The sequence below is a fragment of the Frankia sp. AgB32 genome (assembly GCF_023243045.1).
In the GTDB taxonomy this organism is placed as follows: domain Bacteria; phylum Actinomycetota; class Actinomycetes; order Frankiales; family Frankiaceae; genus Frankia.
On record NZ_JALKFX010000047.1, the window covers coordinates 33,828 to 51,133 of the forward strand.

13 protein-coding genes are annotated in these 17,306 nt (G+C 73.7%); 10 read left to right on the top strand and 3 right to left on the bottom strand.

The features are described 5' to 3' along the window. Positions 1-29: 29 nt before the first annotated feature. From MXD60_RS16050 to MXD60_RS16080, 7 genes are read left to right on the top strand one after another with little or no spacing between them, the layout of a single operon-like run. The gene (locus tag MXD60_RS16050; RefSeq protein WP_248819968.1) at positions 30-812 is read left to right on the top strand and encodes a methyltransferase domain-containing protein; all 783 of its coding nucleotides are present in this window, start codon (positions 30-32) and stop codon (positions 810-812) included. Next, positions 809-2,128 (top strand): MFS transporter, encoded by a 1,320-nt coding sequence (locus MXD60_RS16055; RefSeq protein WP_248819970.1) that lies wholly within the window; start codon positions 809-811, stop codon positions 2,126-2,128. The genes MXD60_RS16050 and MXD60_RS16055 overlap by 4 nt, the downstream gene beginning before the upstream one ends. Positions 2,129-2,144: 16 nt before the next feature. Beyond that, positions 2,145-3,605, top strand: coding sequence for a histidine kinase (locus MXD60_RS16060; protein WP_248819971.1), 1,461 nt, complete (start codon positions 2,145-2,147; stop codon positions 3,603-3,605). A gap of 23 nt (positions 3,606-3,628) precedes the next feature. After that, on the top strand, positions 3,629-4,633 hold the full coding sequence (locus tag MXD60_RS16065; protein WP_248819973.1) for a C-terminal binding protein: 1,005 nt from the start codon (positions 3,629-3,631) through the stop codon (positions 4,631-4,633). A gap of 38 nt (positions 4,634-4,671) precedes the next feature. Then, a complete protein-coding gene (locus tag MXD60_RS16070) occupies positions 4,672-5,532 on the top strand; it encodes an isocitrate lyase/phosphoenolpyruvate mutase family protein (protein ID WP_248819975.1) in 861 nt (286 codons plus the stop codon). Then, positions 5,529-6,719 (top strand): phosphonopyruvate decarboxylase, encoded by a 1,191-nt coding sequence (gene aepY / locus MXD60_RS16075; RefSeq protein WP_248819977.1) that lies wholly within the window; start codon positions 5,529-5,531, stop codon positions 6,717-6,719. The genes MXD60_RS16070 and aepY overlap by 4 nt, the downstream gene beginning before the upstream one ends. Further along, positions 6,701-7,819 (top strand): iron-containing alcohol dehydrogenase, encoded by a 1,119-nt coding sequence (locus MXD60_RS16080; RefSeq protein WP_248819979.1) that lies wholly within the window; start codon positions 6,701-6,703, stop codon positions 7,817-7,819. Before aepY ends, MXD60_RS16080 begins: the two co-directional genes overlap by 19 nt. Positions 7,820-7,846: 27 nt before the next feature. Here the strand turns inward: MXD60_RS16080 and MXD60_RS16085 are convergent, their stop codons facing one another. Next, complete coding sequence (locus MXD60_RS16085; RefSeq protein WP_248819981.1) at positions 7,847-8,857, bottom strand: D-2-hydroxyacid dehydrogenase; 1,011 nt, start codon at positions 8,855-8,857, stop codon at positions 7,847-7,849. After that, entirely contained in the window at positions 8,857-10,074 is a 1,218-nt protein-coding gene (locus MXD60_RS16090; protein ID WP_248819983.1) for an aminotransferase class III-fold pyridoxal phosphate-dependent enzyme, read from the bottom strand. Before MXD60_RS16090 ends, MXD60_RS16085 begins: the two co-directional genes overlap by 1 nt. Positions 10,075-11,540: 1,466 nt before the next feature. Between MXD60_RS16090 and MXD60_RS16095 the strand changes: the two genes are divergently transcribed. From MXD60_RS16095 to MXD60_RS16105, 3 genes are all read left to right on the top strand, one after another. Next, the gene (locus MXD60_RS16095; protein WP_248819985.1) at positions 11,541-12,710 is read left to right on the top strand and encodes an LLM class flavin-dependent oxidoreductase; all 1,170 of its coding nucleotides are present in this window, start codon (positions 11,541-11,543) and stop codon (positions 12,708-12,710) included. 61 nt (positions 12,711-12,771) lie between these two features. Beyond that, on the top strand, positions 12,772-14,007 hold the full coding sequence (locus tag MXD60_RS16100) for an LLM class flavin-dependent oxidoreductase (protein WP_248819987.1): 1,236 nt from the start codon (positions 12,772-12,774) through the stop codon (positions 14,005-14,007). Positions 14,008-14,235: 228 nt separating this feature from the next. Continuing rightward, positions 14,236-15,594, top strand: coding sequence for a M20/M25/M40 family metallo-hydrolase (locus tag MXD60_RS16105; protein ID WP_248819989.1), 1,359 nt, complete (start codon positions 14,236-14,238; stop codon positions 15,592-15,594). A 191-nt stretch (positions 15,595-15,785) separates the two neighbouring features. Here the strand turns inward: MXD60_RS16105 and MXD60_RS16110 are convergent, their stop codons facing one another. Next, entirely contained in the window at positions 15,786-16,820 is a 1,035-nt protein-coding gene (locus tag MXD60_RS16110) for a hypothetical protein (protein ID WP_248819996.1), read from the bottom strand. Between the last annotated feature and the right edge of the window lie 486 nt (positions 16,821-17,306).

The following is a 17,306-nucleotide window of genomic DNA, read 5'->3' on the forward strand; positions in this document are numbered from 1 at the left end:
GACCGGGCACTGCGAACCAAGGAGGCTGGGTGACCGGCCCTACCGGTGACCGCAAGATCACCAATGCGAAGGCCGCCGCCTGGGACGGCCTGGGCAGCGCGTACTGGAACCGCGCCTACGACGGTGGGCCGAGCCCCGCGGCCTGCGCCCAGTACCTCGACGGCACGGCCCGTGGCCAGCGGGTGCTCCTGGTCGGCGCCAGCACGGTTTCCCTCGCCCGCGCGGCGCTCGACGTCGGCGCGGAGCTGGTGGTCGCCGACTTCTCCGCGGTGATGCTGGCCGAGCTGGCGGTGGTGCTCCCCGGCGGGGCCGAGTTCGCCCTGGTCGACGTCACCCGCGCCGACGCGCCCTTCGACGCCACGTTCGATCTCGTGGTGGCCGACCGGCTGCTCAACCGGTTCGTCCTCGCCGAGCTGCGCGCGGCCCTGCGGACCCTGACCGCCGCGGTGCGCCCCGGCGGGCTGACGCGGCTGAGCTACCGCTCGGGGCTGTACGAGCGGGACCGGGTGGTGCTCGCCGAGGCCGCGCGGCGCGGCGTGCTGACCACCGTCTTCGACGAGGCCGAGTTCGACGTCGACTACAGCGCGGCGGCGCCGTGGCTCGCCGCGGTGCTGCCCCGGCACGGGGACATCCCGATGGCCGCGCTGATCGACTTCTACGTGGCCAGGGGCCGGGAACACCGGATCAGACCAGGTGAGCTCGACGAGTTGGCCGCCCAGGTCGTGCCGCCGGGCGTCCACTACGAGACCGCGCACCCACCGGTCCCCGGTCAGGGCGACGACTTCCTTTTCGAACTCCGCCGCCTGACATGATCGTCGACACGGGGACACGGGACTTCCACGTCCTGTGGTGCGGCGAGTCGATCAGCCTGCTCGGCGACCGGGTGGCCACGTTCGCCGTGCCCACCATCGCGATCCTCACCCTGCACGCGACCGCGTTCCAGGTCGGGCTGCTGACGATGGCCACGTACATCGCGTACCCGGTCGCCGGTATCGGGGCGGGTCTGCTCGTGGACCGGTTCAGCCGCCGGCGAATGATGGTGCTGGCCGGCGTCGCGCGCCTCGTCCTGTTCATGAGTATTCCGGTGGTGGCGCGCTCCGGCGGGCTCACCCTCGGACAGCTGCTGCTGGTCGTCGCGGCGAGTGGTTGTTTCACCCTGCTGTACGACGTGGCGTTGCAGGGGTATCTCCCCCTCCTGCTGACCGGTGGTGACCTGCCGCGGGGAAACGCCCGGGTGGAGGTCTCGCGCAGTACGTCGCAGGTCGTCGGACCCGCGCTCGGCGGGGCGGTGTCGGGTGTGTTCGGGGCGAGCACCGCGGTGGGCCTGAACGCGATGTCCTTCCTCGGCTCCGTTCTCGGCGTGCTGTCCGTGCGGACGCCGGAACCACCGCCCGAGCCCCGTTCGCCGTCGCAGGGCGTGGCGGGCCGGCTCCGGGAGGGCTTCGCGTTCGTCCTTGGCCACGAGCTGCTGCGACCGCTCACCTTCTGCGCCGCGATGCGCAACCTCGGCATCACGGTGACCAAGACGGCGATCTTCCTCTACGCCTACCGGGCGCTGCACCTCTCCGCCGGCGTCACCGGGGTGATCCTGGCCGGTGGAGCGGTGACGGCGGTGCTGGGCGCGGCGGTCTCCGGACGCGTCGTGCGCAGGTTCGGCTACGGCCGGACGCTGCTGTTCACGGTCGCGGAAGGGGCGACGTGGACGCTCGTGCCGTTCGCCCTGCTGGGCCATCCGGCCCAGGTCCTCGGGGCGATCGTCGCGTTCTCCTCGCCCTGGCTGGCGATCTGGAACTCCCAGGTGGCCGTCGCGCGCCAGGTGCTGGCACCGGCCCGGTTGCAGAGCCGGGTGCTCTCCTCGATCCGGGCGATCGCCTGGGGAACCCTGCCGCTGGGATCGCTGCTGGGCGGCGGGCTCTCCCTCGTCCTCGTCGGCGCGTTCGGTGAACGGGCCGGGCTCGCCCTGACGATCGTCGTGGGTGGCCTGCTCGCGACGAGCGGTGGCGCCTGGCTGCTCGCTCCGGCCGTCCGGAACACGCGCCTGATTCCCCGGGCGCATCCCCACCATTCCGGCGAATCGCGGCGGCGATATTCCACCGCGGTAGTCAGCCCCACCATCGGACGTCCGTGACCGAGGAGCGTCACACATGCTGTTGGACACATTCAAGGTCGTTCACCGGATGAACGCCCAGAAGCTCACCGGTCCTGAACTCGCGATGCGGCTGGCGATCACCGAGGAGGAGCTCGGTCGGCTACTCGCCACCGACACGTTCGACGCGGCGGACGATTTCGCCGACCTTCTCGCCAAGCACCTCGAGACCGATCTGCCGCAGCTGTCCGAAAGCGGCGGCGCGAACCACGTGGTGATCCGCTCGGCGGACGAACTGCGGGCCACCCGCCGGGCCGTGCAACGCGACGGCATTCATTTCTACAACTACTACTCGATGGCGGCGCCGGTCGGCCGGGTGGCGCCGGTCGTCCTCGACATCCTGTGTCCCGCCGGCCGACTGCCCGCCCTGAACAACGGCCACCTCGAGCCCGCGATCACGGTGAACCTGGGCCCGGGTGACATCCATGGCCGCTGGGGCACCGACCTGACCGAGGCGACCTGGCGGCGGATGCGGGCGGGGACCGACGCCGTGCCCTGGGTGGCCGGCGACTCCTACGTGGAGCCGTCCTACTGCCCGCACACGTACGGTCTGGCGACGGAGCTGCCTGCGAGGATCATCTCCTACACCGGGGCGTCCGGCCTACAGGCTCTGGTCGGGGAGACGAACTCCTGGGCCGACCACGCCTTCGAGGCGATGGTGGAGTCGGTGTCCGACGGCGCTCCAGGCGCGATCCTGCGCGGCCTGCTGGCCCGCCGCGGCCACGACCTGACCAGCCTGGCGCGGGCGACCGGCATCCCCCGCGGACGTCTCGCCGAGGCCGGGAACCTGACGCTCGACGAGGTGCGCGCGGTGGCCCGGGTGCTCGCGACGGACTACCGGATCCTGCTCCCCGCGATGCGCGACCACGACGAGGTCGGCAAGACGTTCTGTTCCGTGGACAGCAGCGTGGCGAGCATCCGCCCGTTCCGCGGCTACGAGGTCGCCTCGCTGGCCGCCGCGCCGCACCTGCCCGACCTGACCGGGATGTTCATGCACGTGCGGCGGGCCACCGGCGACCCGGTGCTCGATCTCCGCGACTTCGCCGAGACCCACTACCTCGTCCTGGCCGGCGAGATCACCCTGTGGTGGCGCCGGGACGGCGACGGGATCGGCTCCGCGCGGCTGACCGCGGACGGCAGTGCCTGGGTGCCGCCGTTCGTCGCGCACGGCTGGTCCGGTTCCGGATCGGTGGTGAAGCTGGGCAGCGGCCGGCATCTGTCCCACGCCGACCACCTCGAGCTGTCGAGCACCTTCCAGCCACAGTGGCTGCTGCGCCGCGCGCGCCGCGACCGGCTCGGCTGGGGTTACGACACCCGGACCGGGACGGCACAGTCGGGCGGGACGGCACAGTCGGGTGGGACGGCACAGTCGGGCGGGACGGCACAGTCGGGCGGGACGGCACAGTCGGGCGGGACGGCACAGTCGGGCGGGACGGCACGGTCGGGTGGGGCGCAGTGAGGCGGGGCGCAGTCAGGCGCGTGGTGTACACCGACCCGGCCTGGGCACTCGACCGGCACGGTGAGACAGACCCGTCGCTGGCGACGATCGAACGCGAGGTGTACGGGGAGGACGTCGAGTTCTCCCTCGGGCTGCGCCGCGACGGCCGGTTCCTCCTCGATGGCGCGGAGTTCGACCGGCACGTCGCCGGCGCGGACGCGCTGGTCGTCTACCGGGCCCGGGTCAGCCCACGGCTGCTGGACGCGGTGGGCCCGTCCTGCCGGCTCGTCGCCCGCCAGGGGGTGGGGCTGGACAACCTCAACGCCGAACTCCTGCGCGCGCGGGGCCTGTGGGGCTTTCATGTCCCGGACTACTGCGGCGACGAGGTCAGCACGCACACCCTGGCCCTGGCGCTCGCCCTCGAACGCGGGGTCTGCGTCCAGGACCAGCTGGTGCGCGACCGGGCGTGGGACATCCACGCCGGTCGGATTCCCCGGCGCACCGCGGCGCTGACCGCGGGCATCGTGGGTTTCGGCCGGATAGGCCGGGCCACCAGCCGCAAGCTGCATGCCTTCTACGGGCGGACCGTGGCCCACGATCCCTACATCCCGGCCGACCTGATGGCCAGCCACGGCGTGGTGCCCGCCGCCTCGCTGGCCGAGCTGTTCGCCGTGTCGGACGTCGTCGTGCTGCACACGGAGCTGACCGCCGAGACCGAGCGGCTGGTCGACGAGGCCGTGCTCCGGTCGTGTCGGCCGGGGGCCCTGCTCGTCAACACCGCCCGCGGCGGGCTCGTCGATCTTCCCGCCGTGCTGGCCGCCCTGCGCGACGGACGCCTCGGCGGATTCGCCTCCGACGTCTTCTCCCCGGAGGACCCCAACGACGACGAGGTCGGTCGGGAGCTGCTGCGCCGTCCCGACGTCATCGTCACGGCCCACCGGGCGTTCCTGTCCGCCGAGTCGGAGCTCAGCCTGCGGCGGCGGGTCGCCGCCGGAGTGCGGCACGTGCTGCGGGAGGGCCAGCCTCCGCCCGCGGGCCGGGTCGCGTGAGCCCACCTGTCGAGACCCGGCCTGTTGGAGGACATGAGATGCGGCGAATCACGAACAGGACTTTCCGGGACGTGCTGGTGGAGGGCCCGGCCGTGCGGGCCGCGGGCGTCCACGACGCGTTGGGAGCAATGCTGGCCGAGCAGGCGGGCTTCGCCGCGGTCTGGGCGTCCAGCCTGGGGATCTCCGCGGCGCGGTGCGTGCCCGACGCGAGCCTGCTCACGATGACCGAGTACCTCCAGGCCGCGGTGCACATGCAACGCCGGGTGGGCATCCCGGTCGTCGCCGACTGCGACACGGGTTTCGGTGACACCCTCAACATCGCCTATCTGGTGCACGAGTACGAGGCGGCGGGAATCAGCGCGGTCTGCATCGAGGACAAGCAGTACCCGAAGATGAACAGCTTCGTGCCGGGCCAGCACGCCCTGCTCGACACCGCCGCCTTCGCCCGGAAGATCTCCATCGCGAAGGCGGTCCAGACCGGCGCCGACTTCTTCGTCATCGCCCGCACGGAGGCCCTGATCAGCGGGCTCGGGGTCGACGAGGCGCTGCATCGCTGCCACGCGTACGCCGAGGCCGGCGCGGACGCCGTGCTGGTCCACTCCCGGCAGCGGACCAGCGTCGAGGTGGAGGCCTTCCTCGACCGGTGGGACGCTCGCGCGCCGGTCGTGGTGGTGCCGACGACGTATCCCGACTGGCATTTCGACGACGCGGTCAAGGCCGGGGTCTCCATGGTCATCTACGCCAACCAGGGGCTGCGGGCGACGATCGACGCGTTACGGACGACCTTCGGCTCGATCATCGCGCACGGCGGGTCGGCCCACCTCGAGGCCGACCTGGCGTCGTTGACCGAGGTGTTCGAGCTGCAGCGGCTCCGGCAGTGGCGGGAGCTGGAAGGGTGATCGACACCGACCGGTTCTGTGCGCGTCTGATCGCGCGCGGTTTCACCTCCGCCACCGGCGTGCCCTGCTCGTACTTCACCGGCCCGATCGAACGGCTGTCCCGGGACAACCGGTACGTCCCGGCCGCGAACGAGGGCGCCGCGCTGGCCATCGCCGCGGGCGCGGCCCTGGGCGGCTCGCGGGTCGCCGTGTTCGCGCAGAACTCCGGCCTGGGAAATCTGATCAACCCGCTGACCTCGTTGCTGATGACCTACGACATCCCCGTGCTCGCGTTCGTGAGCCTGCGCGGCTGGCCCGACCCGTCCCAGGACGAACCGCAGCACGCCGTCATGGGGCGGGCCACCTCACGGATGCTCGACGCGCTGGGCGTGGCCTGGTGGTTGTTGACCGCCACGACGACCGACCTCGACCGCGTCCTTGACGAGGCGGAGCGCGAACTGGCCCGCGGCCGACCCGCGTTCGTCCTGGTCGAGAAGGGAGCCATCACCGGGATCGGAACGGGCGGCGCTGGCAGCGAGGCCGCCCCGGGTGGGCCGGGCGCGGGCGAGGTGGACGACGGCCGCGCGGCCTGCACCCGCGCCGAGGTCCTCCGAGCGATCCGGCCCGAGCTGCGCGACCTGCCGATCATCTCCACGACCGGCTACACCTCGCGCGAGCTGTTCGCGCTCGGGGACGCTGACACCCACTTCTACATGCAGGGCTCCATGGGCCACGCCACGGCGCTCGGTCTGGGGCTGGCGCGGACGGGGCCCGCCACCCGGCCGGTGATCGTCCTCGACGGCGACGGGGCCGCGTTGATGCACCTGGGCACGATGTCGACCGTCGGCTTCAGCGCCCCGGCCAACCTGGTGCACGTCCTGTTCGACAACGGCGCCTACGAGTCCACCGGCGCGCAGGCGACCACCTCGGCGGCGACCGACTTCGTCGGGATCGGGCTGGCCTGCGGCTACCGCAGCGCGCTCGCCTGCGCGCGGCCCGAGGACGCCCGGTCCGCGCTGCGCGTGATGCTCTCGACGCCCGGACCGCACCTGCTCGTCGTGCGGGTGGCGCCGGCCGGGGCCGGCGCCACCGCCCCGGCTCGGGCGACGTCCGCGGTCAGCGCGCCGCGGATATACCGGCGCCTGCGGGCCCGGCTGGCCACCGACGGGCCCGACGACGGGGAGACACCGTGTGCCCGCCCGAGCTGATCAACGCGGCGGGTTCCGTGTCGGGGCTGGCGCGGGTGGTGGGGACGGGCCGGCGCGTGCTGGTGGTGGCCAGCGCCCGCGCGTTCCGGGCGGCCGGGGTGGCGGAGCTGCTGGCGGACAACGACGTCGCGGTGTTCTCCGGTTTCACGCCGAACCCGCGCCTGCCCGACGTGCTCGCCGGGTGCCGGTTGCGGGACGGGTGGCGGCCGGAGGTGATCGTCGGTCTCGGCGGTGGCAGCGCGCTCGACGTGGCGAAGATGGTCCGCCTGCTGCCCGCCGACCCCGAGCGGGCCCGTGCGGCGCTGCACCGCTTCGAGCCACCCGACCAGCGTCCGCCGCTCGTGCTCGTGCCGACGACCGCCGGCCCGGGCACCGAGGTCACCCGGTTCGCGACGGTCTTCGACGGCGACACCAAGCTGTCGCTGGACCACGCCGCGGTGCTGGCCGACGTGGCCGTCGTCGACCCCGACCTGGCGGCGTCGTGCCCGTCGAGCCTCGTCGGAAGCTGTGCCTTCGACGCGCTGTGCCACGCCGTCGAGTCGTGGTGGAGCCGGCGGTCGACGCCGCGTTCCCGCGAGTTCGCGGGTGAGGCGTTGCGCGCCCTCGTGCCGCTGCTGCGGCGACCGGTGGCCGAGCGGGACGCCGCGTACCGCGGCACGCTGGCGGGCGCGGCGCTCGCGGCGGGTCGCGCCATCGACCTCACGAGGACGACGGCGGCCCACGCCTTCGCGTACCGGCTGACCACACGGTACGGCGTGCCGCACGGCGTCGCCTGCCTGCTGAACCTGCGGTGGCTGCTGCCCCTCCACCTGGCGATGGCGCAGCGGCCCGGCGTCGAGAGCCGGGTCGTCGAGCACGTCACCGACATCGTCGAGGTGCTCGGCCTCGCCGGCCGGGAGCGGACGGACTGCTTCACCGACTGCTTCACCGAATACTTCACGGCGTTCGGCTGGTCACCCCGGCTGCGGGACTACGGGATCGGCCGCGACGCGCTGCCGTCGCTCGTGGACGCCGGGCTGGCGACCCGGGCCAGGGCGGGGAACAACCCGATCGAGCTGGACCGGGACCTGGTGCTGCGGGCGATGGCTACCGTCCTCTGAGCGCGGGGACGGAGACGTCCGCCGGACTCAGCCACCGCCCGGCCGGGTGAGCACGTACCCCAGTCTCTTGTCGACGACGTTGCGCAGCGGGCTTCCGGACCGCCAGCGCCGGTAGTTGTCGACGAACAGGTCGGCCAGCGTGGGCAGATATCCGACGAAGTCGCCGGCCATGTGCGGCGAGATCAGCGCGGTGGGCAGCGACCACAGCGGCGAGGAGGCCGCCAGCGGTTCGGTGTCGACGACGTCCAGCGCCGCGCCCGCGATGACGCCGTCGCGCAGCGCCGCGACCAGGTCCTCGGTCACCACCAGCGCACCCCGACCGACATTGATCAACCGGGCGGACCGGCGCATCGCGGCCATCGTCGTGGCGTTGAACATGCCGGCGGTACGCGCGGTCAGCGGAGCGGCCGCTATCACGAAATCCGCGTGCGGCAGCCGCCCGACCCACTGGTCGAAGCCATGCACCACGCCGAAGTCCGGATCATGGTCGCGCGGTGCCCGCCCGATGCCCTCGACGCGCATGCCCACCGCCCGCAGCATCCGCGCGATCGCGCGGCCGATAGGCCCGGTGCCCACGATCACCACGGCCCGCCCGTCGATCCGCTCGGTCTCCCGGTGGTGCCAGCGGCGTTCCCGCTGCGCCGCACAGGTGCCGGGGACGTCCTTGGCGAAGGCGAGCACGAGGCCAAGCACGTACTCGGCCATCGCGCCCTCGAAGACACCCCGCGAGTTGGTCAGCACCACGTCGCCGTCCCGCAACGCGGAGAACAGCAGGGTGTCCACCCCGGCGCTGGCGATGTGGACCCATCGCGGCGGGTTCGTGGCCGGCCACGCCCCCTCGACCGCCGTGGAGGTGAAGTCCCACACGAACAGCGCGTCCGCGCCGCGCAGGGCCGCGGGCAGGCCCGCCGCCGTGGTGTAGCGGACCACGGCGGCGGATTGGATCAGCTCCAGGCCGGGTGGGCGTCGGTCGGCGCACAACACCGCGACCACCGGTCCGCGCGCCGCACCGGGCAGGTCGGGCACCCGGGCGGTCATCACGGGCCGGCGCGCCCACCCGCGGCCGACCACACCCGCTCGATGCCCGCCAGGAGCTGCGCGTCGGGAATGGTCAGCGGCGGGGCCACCCGGATGCGTTCACCGTGCCGACCCCCGCTGAACACGAGCACGCCGTCGGTGAACGCCTGGCGCACCAGGTCCCGGCTCGCGACGGCGGTCGGCTCGAAGGACAGCGACGGGCCGATCGCGTGCACCGCGCGGGCCAGGCCGGCCGTCCGCAGCCGGTCGGCGAGCTCCGCCAGCCGGGTGCCGACCGCCGCGCCCATGCCCGCCACGTCGTTGTCGTCGATGTAGCGGGTCACCTCGTACGCGGCGGCGGTGCCCAGGGTCCCCGTCTGGAAGGTGTGCGCCAGATACACCGGATCCGCGCCCGCCTCCAGAAAGCGCCTGTACACCACGGCCGACAGCGGGTACATGCCGTTGGTGAGGGACTTGCTGTACAGGACGATGTCCGGGTCCAGCCCCCAGGCGGTGGCCGGGCTGAACTCGCCGTGCCGGAAGAACCCGCACTGGATCTCGTCGGCAATCGTGATCACGCCGGCCGACGCCGCCGAGGACGTCACCTCGCCCAGCCACTCGCGGTCGAGCGGCACGTAGCCGTTGGCCCCCTGCACCGGCTCGTAGATCAGGCAGGAGATGCCGTCCCAGGCGCGCGGCACGACGCCCGGGGTCAGGTGGACCACCTCGGGGGCGAGCAGATCGGCGAAGCCGGTGTCGTGCAGGGAGAACCGTCGCTGCACGCTGGTGAGCGCCGCCGCGTCCACGCCGAGACCGTGGAACCCCCCCTCGATCGACATCACCCGGCCCGGGCGGGCGCGGCGGGCCAGTGCCAGCGCGGCCGCCACCGCGAAACTGCCGCCCACCTGGTAGAGGACGCGCCGGCCGGGCGGGTCGGGCAGCCGGGCGCACAGCCACTGCGCGACCCGGTCCGCGTCCGGGCCGTGGAACAACCCGGTGAGGTCGGACGATCGGGTCAGGGCCCGTTCGATCGCCGGGTTGCGGTGGCCGAAGTTGACGGCCGCGAACGCCGACATGAAGTCGATGCACCGGTGCGGCGCGCCGGTTTCGCCGACCAGGTCCAGGGTGGCGTTGTCCGCGTGGACGAGGACGTAACGCTGGTCGAGCACGCCGGCCTCGTCCAGCCGGCTCTGATACGACCGGTCCCCGATCCGCGGCGTGGAGTCGGCGATGGTCACCGCGGCCCCTCCAGACAGTCAGCATCCGGTCGAAGGCCCCGCGCGGCCGAGGTGGGCGGTCGCGTACCGGCGCTCCACGCGAGCCCGTCCGCCGGCCGGCCGGCGACGTTCAGCGGGGTACCCGTCGGGCTGGGAGGGCAGCCGCGAGAACACCCGCGCCATGGGAGGTACCGGCCGGTCGGGAGCGGCCACGACAGGTGTTCCCCAGCCCGACCCCGAAAATCTCGGCGTCGAGACGACCATGGCACTGGAATGCAGGGAAGCCGTCGGACTTCTCAGCGGCGGCCGGCATGGATGGAATCCTCCAGCTCCTTCGAGGGACTTCGCCAATTTAGTGTGAGTTGCCCGGCCGGCCGCCACAACCAGGCCGCGCACATCGCAATCGCACGATTGCCGGTGCATCTCGCCGCCAGCGTCGACGCGATACCACAAAAAGTTGCACCTGCCGCAGAGCCGCCATTTCCCGGGCCCACGGATGCCGCGGCGGTATTCCTCCTCGCCCGCGCATCGGCCCGACACCTATTGTGTGGAGCGCCGGCCACTGTCCATCTACCACGCATTGATCTGTGCGCGGGAGGAACTCGGTCAGCCGATTTCGAGACCTGTCCCGCTCCGGGCCGAGAACGGTGCCTGCCGTGCCAGAGCGGAGGCGGACATCAAACCGCGGCGGCAGCCGCGCACCGACATCGCTCCCCGTCGGCGGCCTCGACCCAGCGCACACCCCCCTTCGTCATCGGAACCAGCGTTCTCGCACGGAGGCCACGCCCCCTACGTAACCAACTATGCCCATGGACATACCCAACATGGCGGGCTATGTTTCGACCAGGTGAGCCGACCAGGTGAGCCGACCAGGTGAGCCGACCAGGTGATCAGCGCTTTCGGCACGTCGACCACCGGCCGCCCCGGATCCGGGCGGCGGACGTGGCACGGAGCTGGCCCGGTCCACCCGGGCCTCGGCATAGGAGCAAGGGCATGTCCGGAGCGATGCGCCGCGCACGGGGCCGCTCCGCGACCTGCGGTCGTGCCCCGGCTGCCGCAAGCGCGCCGGCTCCCCGGGCCGATCTGCCGGCCCGGCTGCTGACCCGGCGTCTGCCCATCGATCTTCACCGGTCCTCCAGCTGTCTCTGTCCGGGTGACCGCCGCAACCGGCGAGGTCGCGCCGGTTCGTCGGCCTGACCCCCGCCCTGGTCGGTCGCCCAGGCCGCCGGCCCGGTGTGGCCCTCCCGGGCACGACCCCTCCCCGCCGCCACTTCCCGCCCGGCGCGGCGTCGACGTCGCACCGTCGGGAAGATTCGTCCCCGATGCCGGCGACGGGCCCGTGCCGCGGTCGGCCGTAACACCCGCCACGACCGCACCGACCTGGCCGCCCTCGGCCGCGACCTTCCCCGAGCTGGCCGCCGACGGCACCCGTCCGGATCCCCGACGAGCTCCCACCCGCCGACCCGACGCGCGGAAAGGCCCCCGCCATGCCCGAGATCCCGTTGGCCCTGCTCGACCTCGTCCCGGTCAGCGATGGTTCGACCGCCGAGGCAGCACTGCGCAACACCGTCGATCTGGCCCGCCGTGCAGAGGCCCTGGGCTACCGGCGGTACTGGTTCGCCGAACACCATCTCAACCCGGGTGTCCTCGGCTCCTCCCCCGCCGTGACGATCGCGCTGGTCGCGGGGGCCACCTCGACGATCCGGCTGGGCTCCGCCGGGGTGCAGGCCGGCCACCGCACGCCGCTGAGCATCGTCGAGGAGTTCGGCCTCATCAGCGCACTGCACCCCGGCCGGCTGGACCTCGGCATCGGCCGCTCCATCAGCCGCCGGGCCCCGGTCGCGAACACTCCGGCCCCGAACGGCGCGGCGGCCACCTACCGGGCGTCGCTCGGCGGCGGGGCGCATGAGACCGAGGAACGCACCGACAACGGCCTGCTGCTCCCGAAACGCTTCGACGTCACGAAGCTGATCTCGTCGCCGAAGCTGGGAGCGATGCTGGACCTGCTCCATCAACCCGGCGCCTACGCCCCGGACTACGGCGAGCAGATCGACGACGTCCTCGCGCTGCTCACCGGTACCTACCAGTCCCCCGGGGGCGTGGCGACCCAGGCCAGCCCCGGGGAGGGCGCGGACGTGGAGATCTGGATCCTCGGCTCGTCGGGGGGTTCGAGCGCCGAGGTCGCCGGCGCGCGGGGGCTGCGCTTCGCCGCCTCCTACCATCACAGCCCGAGCACGGTGCTGGACGCGGTGAACGCCTACCGGGCGGCGTTCCGGCCATCGGCGGAGCTGGCGGAGCCGTACATCTCGGTCTCGGCGGACGTCGTCGTCGCCGAGGACGACGAGAGGGCGACCCGGCTCGCCTCCGGTTACGGCCTGTGGGTGCGCAGCATCCGCACGGGTGCCGGGGCGATCCCGTTCCCCACCCCGGAGCAGGCCGCCGCGCACGTGTGGACCGACGAGGACCGCGCGCTGGTCACCGACCGCACCGAGACCCAGCTCGTCGGCTCCCCGGCGACCGTGGCCGACCGGCTGGAGCAGCTCCAGCAGGCCACCGGCGCCCGGGAACTGGCCATCACGACGATCACGCACCAGCACACCGACCGGGTCCGTTCCTACGAACTGCTCGCCGAGGAATGGCGCCGCCGCCAGCACTAGGCCGGCCAGCCGGTCCCGCTCCGCGTCCCGCAGTGCGCCCGACCAGAAAGCGGTGATCTTCATGCCCGCATCCGACCCGCTGCATCTCGCCGTCGCCCTGGACGGGGCCGGCTGGCATCCGGCCGCGTGGCGCGAGCCCACGGCCCGGCCGCAGGAGCTGTTCTCCCCCGGCTACTGGGTGGACCTGGTGACGGAGGCGGAGCGCGGACTGCTCGACTTCGTGACCTTCGAGGACTCCCTGGCCCTGCAGTCCTCGCGGCTGGACGCCAGCCCGGACGGCCGCACCGACCAGGTGCGGGGCCGCCTCGACGCGGTGCTCATCGCCGCCCGGGTCGCCCCCCTGACCTCCCACGTCGGCCTGGTGCCGAGCACCTCGGTGCTCACCACCGAGCCGTTCCACCTCTCCAAGGCCATCGCGACCCTGGACTACACCAGCGGCGGGCGGGCCGGCTGGCGGGTCCAGGTCGGCCGCCCCGGCGAGGTGGCGCACGTCGGCCGGCGCGCGTTCCCGCCGTTCACCCTCGACACCCTCGACAGTCCCGAGATCCAGGCGTTCGTCGCCGAGTCGTTCGACGAGGCCGCCGACTTCGTGGAGGTCGTCCGCCGGCTGTGGGACAGCTGGGAGGACGACGCGGAGATCCGCGACGCCGCCACCGGCCGGTTCGTCGACCGCGAGAAGCTGCACTACATCGACTTCGAGGGCCGCTGGTTCTCCGTACGCGGACCGTCGATCACCCCGCGGCCGCCGCAGGGCCAGCCGCTGGTCACTGCGCTCGCGCACGCCACCGTCCCGTACCGGCTCGCGGCCCGCGCCGCCGACGTCGTCCACGTCACCCCGCACGACGGCGACCAGGTGCGCGCGATCGTCACCGAGATCCGGGACGAGCAGGACCGCGCCGGCCGGGCCGGGCAGACGCTGCATGTCTTCGCCGATCTGGTCGTCGTCCTCGACGACGACGCCGCCGCGGCCCGGGACCGGCTGGGCCGCCTCGACGGGCTGCTCGACGCGCCGGCCCGCTCCGACGCGACGATCTTCGCCGGCTCCCCCGGCGAGCTCGCCGACCTGCTGCTCGACTGGCAGGCCGCGGGCCTGACCGGCTACCGCCTGCGCCCCGCGGTCCTGCCCGACGACCTGAGGGCGATCACCCGCGGGCTCGCCCCGGAGCTCGCCCGCCGCGGCCGGTTCCGCACCGGCTACCAGGCCACCACCCTGCGCGGGCACCTCGGCCTGCCGCGGCCGGTCAACCGCTACGCCGCCCAGCAGCCCGCCGAGCGCATCGAGGCCGCGTCCCGATGAGCACGCCACGCAGGCCGTGACCCCGGCGGGATCGACGGGTTCGCCGACAAGGTCGTCCCGCTGCCGCAGGAACGCGGCTCGCCGCGCACCGACTACGAAGGCTCCACACTGGGTGACAACCTTGGCCTCCCGTGGCGCCCGGCGACCGGACACCGCAGGACGTCGCCGTCCAGCAGCCGCCTCCCGGTCACCGAGCCAGCCGGGGACCCATCACGAAGGGACCATGCGATGCCGAAGCCCGGTGTCGGCGCCGGGACCGATCCGGCGGCCGAGGTGGTGGCGCTGGCCAGCGAGCTCATCGCGATCGACACCACCAACCTCGGTGATCCTGACCTGCCCGGCACCGAACAGCCGGCGGCGGAGTACGTCGCCGCGAAGCTCGCCGAGGTCGGCTACGAGCCGACCTACGTCGAGTCCGGGGCCCGCGGTCGGGGAAACGTCGTCGTCCGGCTGCCCGGCGCCGACCCGTCGCGCGGCGCGTTGCTGGTGCACGGCCATCTGGACGTGGTCCCGGCGGACGCGAGCGACTGGACGGTCCACCCGTTCTCCGGGGAGGTCTCCGGCGGCCATGTCTGGGGGCGCGGCGCCGTCGACATGAAGGGCATGGTCGCGATGACGCTGGCCGTCGCCCGCCGCCTTCGCCGCGACGGTGTCGTCCCGCCGCGGGATCTGGTCTTCGCGTTCCTCGCCGATGAGGAGGCCGGTGGCCTGCTCGGGGCGCGCTGGCTGGTGGAGCATCGCCCGGAGCTCTTCGAGGGCGTGACCGAGGCGATCGGTGAGGTCGGCGGCTTCTCGGTCACCCTCCCGGGTCGACGCGCCGATCCCTCGACACCCGCCGACCCGGTCCGCGCCTACCTGGTGGAGATCGCGGAAAAGGGTTCGATGCTGCTGCGGCTGACCGCTCGCGGCACCGCCGGGCACGGCGCGATGCTCCACGAGGACAACCCGATCGTGACCCTCGCCGCCGCCGTGACCCGCCTGGCCGCGCACCGTTTCCCGCTGGTCCTGACCGACCCGGTGCGGGCACTGCTCGCCGGCGTCGCGGAGCTCACCGGCGTGCCCTTCGACGAACGCGACCCGCAGGCCGCGGTCGACCGGCTGGGGACGCTGGCCCGGCTGGTCGGCGCGTCGCTGCGGGACACCGCCAACGTCACCCGGTTCGACGCCGGCTACCGGGCGAACGTCGTGCCCTCGGTCGCGACGGCGACTGTCGACTGCCGGCCGCTGCCGGGCCGCGAGCAGGCGTTCGCCCGCGAGCTCGCCGAGGTGATCGGTCCCGGCGTCGACGCCGTCTGGCGGGCGCTGCCCCCCGTGCACACCAGTTTCGACGGGGCGCTGGTCACGGCGATGGCCCGGGCGATCGACGGGGAGGACCCGGGTGCGCGGTTGCTGCCCTACCTGCTGCCCGCGAGCACCGACGCGAAGTCCTTCGCCCGCCTCGGCATCCGCCACTTCGGGTTCGCCCCGCTGCGGCTGCCACCCGATCTGGACTTCACCACCCTGTTCCACGGGGTCGACGAACGGGTTCCCGTCGACGCCCTCACCTTCGGCGCCCGCGTCCTCGACCGCCTGCTGCGCGGCTGCTGAGCCGACACCTACGCGCCGACGCCGGCCCGTCCCGTCCGCCGCGTAGGCGAGGGACAGGACGGGCCGGCGGTGGGACGGCCCCGGCCGAGCGGAACCGGCAGGTGGCTTCGCGACAGTCGGACAGCGGGGGCACGGCGTCCGATCCTCCGTCGGCGTGGCCGGCTACCGGCGCCCGGCGACGGGCACCGCCGCTACCGGCGGCCGGTACCGGCGGAGGACGAACCCCGACGCGGGACGAGCGTCGGGCGGGGGCAGCGGGCCCGCCGCGCCCCGGCCGGCCCGCGGGCGGGCACGGACCCGCCGAACGCGCCCGGCGGCTGCGCCGGGATGCCCGCCGGGGGCACGGCGCCCGGCCGCGGTGTCGCGGGCGGTTGCGCGGGCGGCGGAACCGCCGGTCGGGACGGATGCCACGGCGGCGGGAGCGGGCCCCGCGGACGTGGCAGCTGCGGCGGCAACGGCGGTAGGGCCTGCCGCTGCCGGGGCAGCCGTGGTGGCAGCGGGGGCAGCGGCTGCCGCTGCCGGGGCGGCCGAACCGACGGCGCGACCGGCGGCATCGGTCCGGGCTGGGCGAGCGGTCCAGGCTGGGTAAACGGTCCGAACTGCGCCAGCGGCTCGGGCTGGGTCGGCGGGTCGGACTGGTCCAGCGGTCCGGGCTGGGTCAGCGGTCCGGGCTGGGTCAGCGGTCCGGGCTGGGTCACGCCGTCCCCGGACGTGGCGTCCGCCGGCCGGCGCGGTGCCCGGCGCGGCACCGGCAGCGTCTGGGCGCCGGTGTCGGCAGCCGGGTCGGTCTCGGTCAGGTCCTCTCCCGTGATCGGGGCCGGCGGGTTCGCCGCGGCGCCCTCCCCACCGATCCCGCTGAGATCCGTGGCCGGGCCGAGGGTGGTCCCAGCACCGACGGCCCTGATCATCCCCGCGCTCGGCAGTCCCGCACCGGCGGGCGTGTCCGAGGCGGTGGCCGACTCCCGACCTGGGGTTGCTCCCAGGGCCGGGCTCGGCGCGTTGCCGGCCGGCGCGTGGTCACGCGAACGAGAGGTTCGCGCGACGCCACCGGACAGCTCGTTCGTGGTCGGCTCCCGACCGTCGGCGTCAACGCGCGCCGCGGCCCGGAGGGCGGATGGTTCTCGGTCAGATGGGAGCGTGTCCGGCTCGGCCGGGCTGTGCACCAGCGCCGCCGCGGCCGCGAGCACGACCAGAAATCCCACCAGAATCAGTACCGGCGTCAGCATCGCCGTCCTTCCCCCCCGAACAGGTCACCGTGGACCCCGCCCCCGCGGCTCAGGGAAGGAGCGCCGGGCCCAGACGGTCCCGCATCGTCAGATTCCAAGCGGGCAAGTGACACCGTACGGATGGACCACCTGGCTACAGCCCGAAGTGGTCACACGGACCTAGTTAGCCGATCCGGGTCATCGGGGCGTCGATCGGGTGGGCAAGGGGACCCCCGCGGGACCCCCGGGGCCGGTACATTACCGGCCATCGTGTCCAACATGCCTGGTACGGACGATTCGCCCGCGCCCTCCGGCGCGGCGCGCTGCCTCCCTCGCGACGAGTGCGCCAACGGGCCCGCCCGGGCCGTTGGCACGATCATCATCCGGCGCCCCGGCGTCCCGGCGGCGCTCGCCGCCGGCCGCCGCCGCGGCCCCAGACCGGCGCCGCCGCCCGGGGGCTCCTTAGTTACGCGCGCGCTGCTCGCGGGCGTGCAGGTGTCTGGTATT

Coding starts and splice junctions, on each gene's coding strand:
- MXD60_RS16055 (WP_248819970.1), top strand. CDS start 809: ATGATCGTCGACACGGGGACACGGGACTTCCACGTCCTGTGGTGCGGC.
- MXD60_RS16060 (WP_248819971.1), top strand. CDS start 2,145: ATGCTGTTGGACACATTCAAGGTCGTTCACCGGATGAACGCCCAGAAG.
- MXD60_RS16070 (WP_248819975.1), top strand. CDS start 4,672: ATGCGGCGAATCACGAACAGGACTTTCCGGGACGTGCTGGTGGAGGGC.
- MXD60_RS16085 (WP_248819981.1), bottom strand. CDS start 8,857: ATGACCGCCCGGGTGCCCGACCTGCCCGGTGCGGCGCGCGGACCGGTG.
- MXD60_RS16095 (WP_248819985.1), top strand. CDS start 11,541: ATGCCCGAGATCCCGTTGGCCCTGCTCGACCTCGTCCCGGTCAGCGAT.
- MXD60_RS16100 (WP_248819987.1), top strand. CDS start 12,772: ATGCCCGCATCCGACCCGCTGCATCTCGCCGTCGCCCTGGACGGGGCC.
- MXD60_RS16105 (WP_248819989.1), top strand. CDS start 14,236: ATGCCGAAGCCCGGTGTCGGCGCCGGGACCGATCCGGCGGCCGAGGTG.
- MXD60_RS16110 (WP_248819996.1), bottom strand. CDS start 16,820: ATGCTGACGCCGGTACTGATTCTGGTGGGATTTCTGGTCGTGCTCGCG.